The organism is Candidatus Krumholzibacteriia bacterium (genome assembly GCA_035268685.1).
In the GTDB taxonomy this organism is placed as follows: Bacteria; Krumholzibacteriota; Krumholzibacteriia; order JAJRXK01; family JAJRXK01; genus JAJRXK01.
Window position 1 is genome coordinate 1 of sequence record DATFKK010000004.1, and the last position, 12,481, is coordinate 12,481.

The 12,481-nt window shown below is 69.0% G+C and carries 13 protein-coding genes; 12 read left to right on the forward strand and 1 reads right to left on the reverse strand.

Annotated features, from left to right (window positions below; all coding sequences use genetic code 11):
• Positions 1-414: 414 nt before the first annotated feature.
• The 4 genes from VKA86_00240 (at position 415) to crcB (ending at position 4,177) form a co-directional block, all read left to right on the forward strand.
• A complete protein-coding gene (locus tag VKA86_00240) occupies positions 415-1,086 on the forward strand; it encodes a hypothetical protein (protein ID HKK69614.1) in 672 nt (223 codons plus the stop codon).
• 88 nt (positions 1,087-1,174) lie between these two features.
• The gene (locus VKA86_00245) at positions 1,175-2,029 is read left to right on the forward strand and encodes a metallopeptidase family protein (protein ID HKK69615.1); all 855 of its coding nucleotides are present in this window, start codon (positions 1,175-1,177) and stop codon (positions 2,027-2,029) included.
• A gap of 57 nt (positions 2,030-2,086) precedes the next feature.
• Positions 2,087-3,796: a methionine--tRNA ligase gene (gene metG, locus VKA86_00250; GenBank protein ID HKK69616.1), complete on the forward strand. Its 1,710-nt coding sequence runs from the start codon at positions 2,087-2,089 to the stop codon at positions 3,794-3,796.
• Positions 3,797-3,799: 3 nt separating this feature from the next.
• Positions 3,800-4,177, forward strand: a complete 378-nt coding sequence (gene crcB, locus VKA86_00255; GenBank protein ID HKK69617.1) for a fluoride efflux transporter CrcB — start codon at positions 3,800-3,802, stop codon at positions 4,175-4,177.
• A 1-nt stretch (position 4,178) separates the two neighbouring features.
• Here crcB and VKA86_00260 read toward each other — a convergent pair whose 3' ends face one another.
• Positions 4,179-5,180 carry a hypothetical protein gene (locus VKA86_00260; GenBank protein ID HKK69618.1) on the reverse strand — a complete coding sequence of 334 codons (1,002 nt, stop codon included), beginning with the start codon at positions 5,178-5,180 and terminating at the stop codon, positions 4,179-4,181.
• Between VKA86_00260 and VKA86_00265 the strand changes: the two genes are divergently transcribed.
• Genes VKA86_00265 through VKA86_00300 form a run of 8 tightly spaced genes read left to right on the forward strand, consistent with a single transcriptional unit; the run spans position 5,179 to position 12,390 of the window.
• Entirely contained in the window at positions 5,179-7,020 is a 1,842-nt protein-coding gene (locus VKA86_00265) for a GspE/PulE family protein (protein ID HKK69619.1), read from the forward strand. The two genes, VKA86_00260 and VKA86_00265, sit on opposite strands and share 2 nt — an antisense overlap.
• A gap of 1 nt (position 7,021) precedes the next feature.
• Positions 7,022-8,233, forward strand: a complete 1,212-nt coding sequence (locus VKA86_00270; GenBank protein ID HKK69620.1) for a type II secretion system F family protein — start codon at positions 7,022-7,024, stop codon at positions 8,231-8,233.
• 28 nt (positions 8,234-8,261) lie between these two features.
• Positions 8,262-8,786, forward strand: a complete 525-nt coding sequence (locus VKA86_00275) for a type II secretion system protein (protein ID HKK69621.1) — start codon at positions 8,262-8,264, stop codon at positions 8,784-8,786.
• On the forward strand, positions 8,767-9,132 hold the full coding sequence (locus VKA86_00280; protein HKK69622.1) for a type II secretion system protein: 366 nt from the start codon (positions 8,767-8,769) through the stop codon (positions 9,130-9,132). The genes VKA86_00275 and VKA86_00280 overlap by 20 nt, the downstream gene beginning before the upstream one ends.
• 24 nt (positions 9,133-9,156) lie before the next feature.
• A complete protein-coding gene (locus VKA86_00285; GenBank protein ID HKK69623.1) occupies positions 9,157-9,639 on the forward strand; it encodes a prepilin-type N-terminal cleavage/methylation domain-containing protein in 483 nt (160 codons plus the stop codon).
• A complete protein-coding gene (locus VKA86_00290; GenBank protein ID HKK69624.1) occupies positions 9,636-10,091 on the forward strand; it encodes a hypothetical protein in 456 nt (151 codons plus the stop codon). Before VKA86_00285 ends, VKA86_00290 begins: the two co-directional genes overlap by 4 nt.
• 8 nt (positions 10,092-10,099) lie before the next feature.
• Positions 10,100-11,845: a hypothetical protein gene (locus VKA86_00295; GenBank protein ID HKK69625.1), complete on the forward strand. Its 1,746-nt coding sequence runs from the start codon at positions 10,100-10,102 to the stop codon at positions 11,843-11,845.
• On the forward strand, positions 11,842-12,390 hold the full coding sequence (locus tag VKA86_00300; GenBank protein HKK69626.1) for a hypothetical protein: 549 nt from the start codon (positions 11,842-11,844) through the stop codon (positions 12,388-12,390). Before VKA86_00295 ends, VKA86_00300 begins: the two co-directional genes overlap by 4 nt.
• Positions 12,391-12,481: the final 91 nt, after the last annotated feature.

The window sequence follows — 12,481 nt, forward strand, 5'->3', positions numbered from 1 at the left end:
GCCGCCGAGGGCGAGTACGACCATGGCGCTCAGACCGACGATGTCGTAGCGGAGCCGACCCCACACGAACAGCAGGAAGGTGAGGGTCACCACGGCGATGACGAATAGCTGTTGACCCATGCCCCTCGAATCCACCCCGCGACGCGGTGATCGGCGATGACCGCCACGGCCTCCGGTGACGAGGCTATACGCTGACCCCGATTCGCGACAAGCAGCGAGCGCGGAGAGGTCCGGAACCGGTGCACGATTCCTGGCCGGCGCCCTGGTCGACACTCGACCGGCGACGCCCTGCGGAGCTCGCAGAAGGCGCCCTCGACAGGTCTCGCCCGGCCGGAATCGTGGCCTCGGTCTTGCCGGTACGCATCGCGTTCCAGCTCTGACCGACCGTCCGCACCGGCCGGGGAGGACCGACCCATGACCGACGTTCCGTTCTCCGCACCTCTCGCCGCCCCGTTCCGGGCACGCGACCGGTCCCGCGTCGAACGCACTCTGCAGTCGCTCCACCCTCGACCCCGCGGCGACTCCGCGCACTGGGACCATCTGTCCCGCGACGCCGCGGCCATGCGACCGCAGGTGCAGGACGAACTCGAGTCCCGCATGCGAGCCCTCCAACTCGCCTTCGAAGTGGAGTCGGCCGTTCAGCCCACCGACACGGTCGAATTCCTCGTGGACGTCGTGTCTCCCTTCGTAAGGGCGCGTGTCCCGCTGCGACCCCGTGCCGAGGCGACGGCCTGGGCGCACCGTTCGCTGGTCCGACTGCTCGACCGCTTCGCCGACCACGGAATCGTCCATACGCGCTACGACCACGACTGGCGACCGACCGGCGACGAAACGAACCCGCCGTCGGCCGTGATCCACCTCGCGGTGGCCGCCGCCTGGCTGGCCTGGAGCGATCTACTCGTGGACCCCGCCGCATCGGCTACGCGCCAGAACACCCTCGCCCGCCTGATCGATCACATCGACGAGGGGCTCCACCTGCGACGATGGACCCTCGAGCCCGGGGACGCCGATGCCGCCCTCGCCGTGATCGCGATGGAACGACGGCTCGCCCGCCACGGCCGTCTCACGAACCGCGCCTCGCACTGATCCCCCGCGGACACCGGGATCCGGGCTGCCCCCTTGCCCCTGCGCATGGGGCCGTCTAGACTGCTGCCACGGAAAGGAGCCCGGCCCCATGTCCAGTGAACGTCCGCCCCACGGTGGACCCCCGGCCGTCGACGAAATCCACCGCCGCCTCGAGGACGTGTGGAGTGCACTCGACGAAGACGAGCTCGAACGAGCCCTGCACCTCGCCGAAGGACTGCACCGCGACCATCCCGAGGTCGCCAACGTGGGACTGGGCCTGGCGGCCGCGCGATACGAGAACGGGCTGGTCCGCGGTACGCTCGACGCGGCCGTGAGCTCGGGACCGCTCGAAGATCCCGAGGACGACGCGCTGCGCCGCTGGTACCTGGCCGCGGCACACCACTACCTGTGGCAGTTCGACGACGCACGCGCGATCCTCGACGAGCTCGTGCGCGAACACGCGGACTTCGCCGAGGCCTGGTACCTGTCGGCCCAGGTGTGCGAGATCGAGGGCGACGAGGTCGGCGCGCGACGCGGATACGACCGGGCCTTCGAACTCGAGCCCGAGCGATTCCCGCGCCCGCACCGCTTCGACGACGCCGCCATGCGCGACGCGGTCCAGGCTGCACGCGACGAGCTGCCCGAGCGCTTCCAGGACGTGCTCGACGAGCTGGCGATCGTGATCGAGTCCACACCCACACGGGAACTCGCTCAGAGCGACGGGATCGACGATCCCGTCCCGCCCGACGTCCTCGGCCTGTTCGTCGGCGCCAACCAACTGGAGAAGAGCGTCTTCTCCCCCGTCGACCACCCGGGGATCATCTTCCTCTTCCAGCGCAACCTCGAGCGCATGTGCGTCGACCCCGAGACACTGATCGAGGAGATCCGCACCACTCTGTGGCACGAACTGGCGCACTACCTGGGGTTCGAGGAAGATCAGATGGCCGATCTCGGCCTGGAGTGAGTGTTCGTCCCGCCCATCGGCCCCGAGGGGCCCCACCGGTACCAGAGGGAGTACGACGTGTCCGGAGCGAAACGTTTCGAGCGGACCCTCGTGACCGCCGCCCTTCCCTACGCCAACGGCCCCATCCACCTGGGCCACCTGGCCGGGGTGTACGTTCCCGCCGACATCTACGTCCGCTTCCTGCGCATGCGCGGCGAAGAGGTTCTGTTCATCTGCGGGACCGACGAGCACGGGGTTCCGATCACGCTCACCGCCGAGCGCGAGGGCATCGACCCGAAGACGCTGGTCGACCGCAACTACCCCGGCATCCGCGACAGCTTCGCCGGCCTGGGCGTGGACTTCGACAACTTCAGCCAGACCAGCCGGCCCATCCACCACGAGACCAGCCAGGCCTTCTTCCTCGACCTGCACGAGCACGACCAGCTCGAGCAGGGAACCAGCCTGCAGTACTACAGCGAGGAGACGGGGCGCTTCTATCCCGACCGCTACGTCGAGGGCACGTGCCCGAACTGCAGCGAGACGGCCCGCGGCGACCAGTGCGAGAGCTGCGGCACGCAGATCGAACCCGAGGAACTGATCGATCCCCACAGCGTGACCGACGGCAGCGCGATCACCCTGAAGGAGAGCACGCACTGGTTCCTGCCCATGGGCAAGCTGCAGGAGTGGCTGCAGCCGTGGATCGAGGGGCATTCGGACTGGAAGGAGAACGTGCTCAACTACTGTCGTGGTTGGTTCGACCGCGGGCTCGGTTCACGCGCGGTGACCCGCGACCTCTACTGGGGCGTGCCCGTCCCTCTGCCCGACCACGAGGGCAAGGTGTTGTACGTGTGGTTCGACGCTCCGATCGGCTACATCAGCGCCACCCGCGAGTGGGCGGCCGAGCAGGGAGATCCCGAGGCCTGGCGCACCTGGTGGCAGGATCCGGGCACGCGTCTGGTCCACTTCATCGGCAAGGACAACATCGTCTTCCATGCCCTGTTGTTCCCGGCCATGCTGCACGCGCACAGTGAGGACTACGTGGTTCCCGACAACGTGCCGGCCAACGAGTTCCTGAACCTCGAGGGGGCGAAGCTGTCGACCAGCCGCGGCCACGCCGTGTGGCTGCCCGACTACCTCGAGTCTTATCCGCCCGACAGCCTTCGCTACTGCCTCGCACGCAACATGCCCGAGACCCGCGACACGAACTTCACCTGGGACGACTTCGCCGCGCGCCACAACTCCGAACTGGCCGACGTGCTCGGGAACTTCGTCAACCGGGCCCTGACCTTCACCGGCAAGTACTTCGACCAGAAGGTCCCACCCCGGGCGAAGTGGACCGACACCGACCAGCGCGCACTCGACGGGATCCTCGCGACCACGCGACGAGTCGAGGCCGACATGCGCGCCTTTCGGCTCCGGGCCGCAGCCGAGGCGATCTTCCTGCTGAGCAAGGAGGCGAACCGGTACTTCGACGAGTCCGAACCCTGGGCGACGCGCAAGAACGATCCCGACCGCTGCGCCACCTCGCTGTACGTCTGCTGCCAGTACGTACGAGCACTGTGCGGTCTGTGGGCGTCCTTCCTGCCGCACACCATGCAGACCCTGTGGGACGCCCTGGGAACAGGAACGTCACTTCGCGAGGACGGGTGGCCCACGGGCGGCAACTGGCTACCCGAGGGACATCCGGTGACGAAGCCTCCGATCCTGTTCGCGAAGTTCGACGAGGACGAGTTCGCGTCCGAGAAGGACCGCCTGGCGAAGGCGCGGCGGACCGATACGGAGTCCTGAGCCTTGGCGCTGCCCGTGGCCATCGCCGTCGCCGGCGCCCTCGGCGCCCTGTGCCGCTGGGGGTTGACCGCCGCCGTCCAGCGCGTCCTCCCGGGTGTGTTCCCGTGGGGCACCTTCGTCGTCAACGTGATCGGATGTTTCCTGCTGGGTTGGCTGTCGACGCTCCTCGTCGACCGCCTCGACTGGAACCTCGCCGTGCGCACCGCCGTGCTGTCGGGATTCCTGGGCGCCTTCACCACGTTCAGCACCTTCTCCTTCGACACGCTCGAGTTGGTGCGCACCGGGCACGTGACGAAGGCAACCCTGAACGTGATGCTCTCGGTCGGGATCGGGCTGTTCGCGGTGTGGATCGGCGTGCGCGCAGCCGGTCGAGCTCTGTAGATCACGGCGCGAAGCGTACCGCGAAGGCCCGTTCGATCATGGCGTCGATCGTGCGCTCGGGCACTCCCCACTCCGAAACACGGCGGATCTCGCTGCGCAGCGTGCAATCGAACCACGCCGGGTCGTCGCTGCCGAGCACCACGGGCACACCGTGGTCGAGCAGCGTGAGCAGAGGGTGTGGCGTGGCCGGATCCCACACGCCGGTGCGCTCGTTCGACGTGGGACACACCTCGAGCACGATTCCCTCGTCGCGCAGCTCACGCATCAGGACCGGGTCGGTCGCTGCGGCGATGCCGTGGCCCACGCGGCGCACCTCGAGTTCCTCGACCGCTTCGCGGACCGACTCGGCGGTCGTGCCCTCACCCGCGTGGCAGCAGAGTCCCAGCCCCGACCCGGCCGCCCGACGGAACACGCCGCGGAAGGCGCGCGCGCGTTCGCTGGTCTCGATGCCTCCCATGCCGAAGCCCACGATCCGATGCCGCTGCAGGTCGAGCGCGTCGTCGAGCGCGCGGTCGGCGGCCGCCACGCCCCAGTTGCGCGTGACGTCGGCGACGAAGCGGATCGACGGTCCGCCCTCGGCCTCGATCTCGGCGGCGCGCTCGGCGAGCGCGGGCACGATGACCCGGGGCTCGACCCCGCCGCGGTGCATCTGCCCGAAGGCCACGAACACCTCCGCCGCGCTCACGCGCTGGGCCCGCAGGGAGACGGCGAGGTCGTCGAGGACCGCCACATAGGCGGCGGCGTCGCGCAGTTGCCGCGACGCCCAGCCGAAGGCCTCCAGGAAGCCGCGCAGGGAGCCGAAGGACCACTGCACACCGCGCGAGGTCTCGTCGATCGCCCCGGCCGGCGGCGAGGGCACGTCGGTTGCACTCGAAGCCAGCGTCAGGGCTCGACGCGCCGTCAGAGCCCCCTCCAGGTGTAGATGCAGCTCTGCCGCGTCCCGGCGGTGGGCCACATCTTCCTCCGGGTGGACGTCGTTTCCGCGGACAACGGGATCCGTCATGTCGTCAACCTTCGTCCGTGCCCTCGTCGACGGCGGTCACGTGACCGCCTCCGATCTCGAGCCCCTCCTGGCCGAGACCCGCGACGAGGTCCAGCTCTGCGACCGCCTCGCGCGCGACGGCGTCGTCGATGCCCGGACCGTGCTCCAGGTCCGGGCCCGCCTGCTGGGACTCTCGCACGTCGAGATCAGTCCCTACAGTGTCGACCCGAGCGTGGTGCGAACGTTGCCCGAGGAAGCAGCGCGACGCCACCGCGCGATCCCGCTGTTCCGCGTCGGCAACGACCTCACCCTGGCCATGGCCGACCCGACCGACGTGCTCGCGATCGACGCCGTACGGGACAGCACCGGCTGCGACGTGATTCCGGTCCTGGCCCTGCGCAGGGACATCGAGCGGGCGATCAACCAGTTCTACGGGATCGACCCCATCCTCGAGCGGCTCGTCGCCGAGGCCCAGCGCACCGAGGCCGTGGCCGAGGTGACGGAACGCGAGGACGAACTCGATCTCTCGGACCTCGCCTCGGACGAGTCGCCGACGGTCCGTCTGGTCAATCTGATCATTCTCAAGGCGATCCGCGACGGCGCCAGCGACGCCCACGTCGAACCCGACCACGACGCGCTGCGCGTGCGCTACCGCGTGGACGGCCGCCTGGGGGCCGAACAGCGCATTCCGCTGGCCCTGCACGCCGGCATCGTCAGCCGCCTGAAGATCCTGGCGGATCTCGACCTCGCCCAGAAGCGCCTGCCCCAGGACGGTCGGATCAGTCTCCACGCCGAAGGCCGGCGCATCGACCTGCGCATCAGCTCGCTGCCGACGATCCGCGGCGAGAAGATCGTCCTGCGTCTGCTCGACACCCAGCAGACCCTGACCTCGCTCGCCGACCTCGGGCTGGCCCCTTCGATCGAGACCGACTGGCGCGAGCTCGTCGCGAGTCCCCACGGCATGATCCTCGTGACGGGACCGACCGGGAGCGGCAAGACGACGACGCTCTACGCCTCGCTCACCGCGATCAACAAGCTCGACACGAACATCGTGACGGTCGAGGACCCCGTCGAGTTCGACTTCCCGGTCATCAACCAGGTGCAGGTGAACACGAAGGCGGGGCTGACCTTCTCATCGGCCCTGCGCAGCATCCTGCGTCAGGACCCGAACGTGATCATGGTGGGCGAGATCCGCGACCGGGAGACGGCACAGATCGCCGTACGGGCGGCTCTGACCGGACACCTCGTCCTCTCGACCCTGCACACGAACGACGCCACGAGCGCCCCCAACCGGCTCATCGACATGGGCGTGGAACCCTACCTGGTGGCGAGCGCGCTCAAGGGAGTCCTGGCCCAGCGGCTCGTCCGCCGCAACTGCCCCCGTTGCTCCGAACCCGTGGAACTCGATCCGGCCCGACACCCACCCGAGGTGGTGGAGCGGATCGAGCGCAGCGGTGAGGCGGTGCATCAGGGGACGGGGTGCCGATCCTGCAACCAGACCGGGTACCGGGGCCGCGTGGCGCTGCACGAGCTCATGCCCGTGAACGACGAGATCGAGCGCGCGATCGTGCGACAGCTACCCGCGGCCGGGATCCGCGCCATCGCCCGGCGCCGATCGATGCCCGATCTGTTCGAGGACGGCCTGGCCAAGGCCCGCTCGGGAAAGACCTCGATCGAGCAGGTCCTCCTGGCCACGCGCATGAGCGAAGACGAAATCCCGCCCGCGCGCGACGACGAGGCCGCGGCCCACGGCGATCGCGCGAGCGACGAGATCACCGAGGCGATCCAGGTGTCGTCGACCCCGGAGCCGGACCCCGCGACCGACGCGCCCGCCCCCGCCTTCGACGACCGGGAGATCTGAAGTGCCGCGCTTCGCCTATCTCGCCCTCGACACCGACGGTCACGAGATCCGTGGCCGTCTCGACGGGCCCACGGCCGAGTGGGTCGGCGAACGCCTCTTCGCCGAGGACCTCATTCCGGTCGACATCGAACACGAGGAACGCGAGCCCGATGCTCTCGAGGCGATCCGGCAACATCTTCCGGTCACCGTCGAAGACCTTTCCCTGTTCAGCAATCAGTTCGCACTGATGCTGGACACGGGACTCCCCATCCTCACGGCGTTGGAACTCCTCGCCGAGAACTCGACGAAGCCACGACTGACGCGGGCCCTGGAGTCGGCGATCGCCGACATCCGGTCGGGCTCGTCCCTCCACGAAGCCCTCGCCGCGACCGGACGATTCCCGGACATCTACCTGAACATGATCCGTGCAGCCGAAGCCAGCGGCACGGTGGTCGAAGTGCTGCGACAGCTGGGCGGATACCTCGATCGTGAGGCCGAGCTGCGTAATCGCCTGAAGGGCGCACTGATCTACCCGATCTTCCTGGTGGTCCTCGCCGCGGCCGTCGTCGTGTTCCTGATGGTCGCGATCATTCCGAAGTTCACCCAGGTGCTCGTACAGATGGGTGTGGACCTGCCCTGGCCGACCCGTGCCCTGATCGCGATCAGCGGATTCGTGACCTCGTTCTGGCCGTGGTTGCTGGCCGGCCTGGCCGGCCTGGGAGTCGGCGCCTGGGTACTGGCGCGCGACGAAGAGCTGCGTCTCCGGCTCGATGGTCTGTTGCTTGCTGTTCCGGGCATCGGAGCCCTGATCAGCAAGGCGAGCATGTCGCGTCTGTGCTTCGTGCTCGGCTCCCTGCTGCACGGGGGAATCGCAATCGTCGAGGCCCTCGAGGTGGCGGGCGCGACGGCCGGCAACCGCCGGATCGCCGCGGCGGTCCACGAGGCCCGCGGGCAGATCGTGGCGGGACGGAGCATCGCCGATGCTCTGGCCCACGCCGGAACGATGCCCGCATTGGTGTTGCAGATGGTCTCGATCGGCGAGGCCACCGGCAACCTCGACGCCGTCCTCGTGCGTGTGTCGGAGCTCTACGACGAGCAGGTCGCGCGAGCGACCAACAGCATGCTCAAGCTCGTCGAGCCCGCGTTGATCGTGGTGCTCGGCGGAATCGTCGGATTCATCGCCTTGTCCCTTGTGCTCCCGATGGTCAAGGCGATCGCATCGTTCGGGGGCTGAATCGAATCGACCGGGAGATCGACGAACCATGATCCACAGGAACGCCCAGAAAGGCTTCACCCTGGCCGAGGTCCTGATCGTGATCGCGCTGCTGGGAATCCTCGCCTCGATCGTCGTGCTGAACTTCGGTGGCAGCGATCGGCCCGCGAACGAGCGCGCCCTGCGCGCGAACCTGCAGTCGCTACGCTCGGCCGTCGCCCTGTACAAGGCCGACCACGGACACTGGCCGTGCAGCGAGGACGACTACGGCTATCCGTGCTCGAACCAGGACTTCCGCCGCAAGCTCACCTGGTACAGCCGTAAGGACGGCCGGACCAGGAACGCGAAGAACGCGACCTACGCCTACGGACCGTACCTCGACGACTTCCCCGTCGAGCCCTTCAGCCAGGCCGACTCGGTGAGCTGGTCCCTGGGCACCGAACGTCTCAAGGAGCGCGTGGCCGACGCCGTCGACGGCAGCTCCGGAGACGGGGGCTGGTACTACGAGCCCGAGAGCGGTGTGGTCGTCCCGAACCTGGGCTCGGCCTTCCCGAATGAGTACGCCCGTTTCTAGGGGGAACTCGCGCGGCTTCACGCTCGCGGAGATCCTGATCGCCCTCGCGGTCCTGGGCGTGGCCGGGATCACGGCCGTGACCCTGCTCGCCCAGCTCACGAAGGCGAACGTCGACGGCCGCGAGGACGTGCAACGGCACGCGATCGCCGCTGCGGTCATGGAGAGCCTCCTGGTCCGCGGGTTCGACGGTCTCGGGCCGGGAACCGCGACGGGAACGACACCGGGTGGCGAGAGCTGGACGGCGACGGTCAGCGACGAGGACACCGACCTCCGTCGGCTGCGGGTCGATGTCTCGTCCGAGGGCCGGACCGAGACACTCGAAACGCTGATGAGCAATCGGTTCTGAGTCTCTGGGGACGGAGGTGAGCGCATGAGCAACGATCGCGGCTTCACCCTGGTCGAGCTGCTGGTGACGACCGCCGTGGCCGCGATCGTCTCGGGCACCGTGTACGTGCTGATCGACGCCGGGATCGACATGCACGAACGAGGCTCGGAACTCGGCATGGCGAGCGTCGGACTGGCCGGAGCCACGGCCATGCTGCGGGCCGACGTGGCCCGCGCCACCGCCGTGGACGTCGTGGCGCCCGACTCGCTGGTCCTCGAGCGCTCGAACGGCGACCGGATCGCCTGGGCGACACGGACCACCACCGGCGGCCTCGCGCTCTACCGCTCGGTCGACGACGGCAGCGGGTTCTCCGAACGTCCGAAACGCGCGGTGGCCGAACTCGTGGACGGCCCCACCCGACCGGCACACACGAACTTCGTCGCGCTGGCCGACGGCCGGATCCGGGCCCATCTGATTGCCGACGATCGCCATCTCTCCATCGAGTCCGCTCCCTGGAGCAGGCCGTGAATCCCTCGCTCCCGATCCTCCACGATCGACGCGGGTTCTCCCTGGGGCTCGTGCTCTTCGCGATCATCCTCTTGTCGTCGCTGGCGCTGACCCTCACCACGCTCACGTTGGCCACCCGCACCGAAACGGTGCGCGACCTCGACACCGATCGTGCCGCCTACCTGGCACGCGCCGGATTCGAACGAACCTGCGCCGAGGTCCTGCTTCGCTCGAACGACTGGTCGACCCTGGATTCCGATCCCTTCGGCGGCGTGGACTTCGGGAACGGCAGCTACCACGTGACCCTGAGCAACCGCGCCCCCGACAGCACGAGGGTCGACGTCCTGGCCGTGCTCGGCGACAGCGAACGCCAACTCCTCTTCGCCGCCCACCGGACCAGCCACGAAGGGGCGACCATCGGTGTGCGACTCGTCCGGATCGCCGATCCGACCCTCGACGTGCTCACGCGCTAGGAGTCGCCGTGCACCTTCCCTCGATCCAGTTCTCCCGACAGCGCCGCACCGTTCTCGGTATGGACATCGGCGCCGACGGTGTGCGGCTGGTGGCAGCGGACCGACGCGGTGGTCACTTCGAGGTCGACTGGATCGAAGAGGTCTCGTTGACCGAGCTCCAGGGCTTCGCCGACTACGACTCGGTGCTCGCGAAGCTCGAGGACGTGATCGCGCCGCGCGTCAAGGGCAGCCTGGACGTGGCGACGGTCCCGCCGTGGAACTCCGCTCGGGTGGTGATCGAGGAGATGCCGGCGATGGACGCCGCGCGCTTCCACCACGCGGCGCGCTGGTACTTCCAGAAGCACGCCCAGGAGGACATGCTCGATCCCGTCAACCGTGGGATCCCGCAGCCCTCGCGCGCCACACCCGACGGCAAGGAGGTCGTCGACGGGATCATGGTGTCGCTCGACGAGGTCATGATGCGCGGCCTCGCCGACCTGTGCCAGAAGCTCGACCTGCGGCTGCAGTGGCTGGTGCCTTCGGCCCTTTGCTATCCGGCACTCCTGAGGGCGGCCGGAGACCGTGAACACCGGGCACTGTTCCTGGACATCGGGGCGGGCCAGTCGCGCATGACCCTCTCGGTCGACGGAACGGTCCGCCTGGTCCGCAAACTGAAGACCTGCGCGAACGACCTGGTCCGCGATCTCGGAGACGAACTCGGACTGGACTGGTCGACGGCGAACCAGGCGTTGCTCGCGCACTCGGGGCTCGGCCCGCTGGCCGACGACGATCCCGACGGGGTGGCCGCGCGGGCACGGACCCTGATCGACCCGACTCTCGATCGACTGGCCGAGTCGCTCAAGGGCGAGATCCTGCGCAGCGCGGCCTACGTCGAGGCTCGCCACGGCGAAGTCGTCGATCGCGTCTTCCTCAGCGGCGGGCTGGGTGGCGCTTCGGGCCTGATCGAACGGCTCGCCCCCGATCTGCACCTCGAACTGGCGCCCCTCGATCCCTTCGCGGCGTGCGCCACTCCACCCGATCTTCCCGGACCCGCGCGCACCCACTTCGCCCTGGCCACGGGAGCGGCCGCGCTGGCCCTGGAGCGACGGGACGACGTGAACCTCCTGCTGGCCGACCGGGCGCCGGCCACCGAACGCCGGCGCGCGACCGCGCAGCGCCGGTGGACCCCGCGGCGGGTCGCGGCCCTCGGGACGAGCGTCCTCGCCATGGCGGTGGTCGTCGGCGCGGATCTGCACCAGGACCAGCGCATCGACCGGCTGGAAACCGAACGCAGCCGGCTGGAGCAGGAACAGATCCAACTCCGCGTGCGGGCCCGCGAACTGACCGCACGCGAAGACCTCTTCGCGATCGAGGGCCGGGTCGAGAGTCTGCGCGCGTTGTACCGCAGCCGACGACTGTTCACCCCCTTCTTCACGCAGGTCGTGGCCTGTCTCCCCGAGACGGCCCGTCTCGACAGGATCTCGATCCAGCACGCCAACGCCGTGTCGGACAGCCTGACCGACGGCCCGGTGCCCCTGGCCGTACATCTCGGAGGCCGCACCGGCGACGTCGACGCCGTGGGCGAGTTCGTGGTGGAGCTGGAGGATCTCGGTCTGCTGTCGAGGATCGAGGTCCTCCGGATCCTCGAGCGCGACGGGGAGCAGCAGGGCCGCTGGTACGACTTCGAGATCCGCGGAGAGCCCGTGGTTCCACGACAGGAGGAGTTCATCGCGGCGCACGCCGAGGCCATGGACACCCCGGAGGTCGCGCGATGATCGCCATGTGGAACCGACTGACACTCTTCACACGGATCCTCGCGGTCGTGGTGTTCGTCTCCGCCGTCGCCGGCGCGTACACCCGTCTGCGCTGGAACCCCCAGCAGGCCGCGCTCGAACTGGCCGAGAAGGACGTGACCGACCTCGGCAAGGACGTACGTCACGCCCGCGACCGGGTCGACCGGCTCGAACGCGAAGCAGAGCTCGCCCGCCGCTGGAGCGCCTACGCCCGCGTGCTCGAGGAGCAGTCCACCGGCCGGTCCCTGCGCGACGTGATCCGGACCTGTGGCACCGAACGCGGCCCCGCGGTCGACGTCCGGCGCGCCGACTTCCGACGCCGGGCGTCCGGTCCCGACTTCGCCCGGCTCGGCGTGAAGCTGAGCGTGCGCGGCGACTACGACTCCCTGATCGATCTGCTCGACGAGCTCGATCGCACCTTCCCGCCGATCGAGGTCATCCGTGCCACGCTCGCCCGACCCGAGAAATCCACCGACGACACCGCGATCGAGGCCGAACTCGAGGGGATCATCCATGAGACCCGCTGACACCCGATCGTGGACGACGTTGCTGACGATCCTCCTGCTGCTCGTGGCGGGATGCTCGTCCGACGGACGAACGCCGCCGCCCCCACCCGCC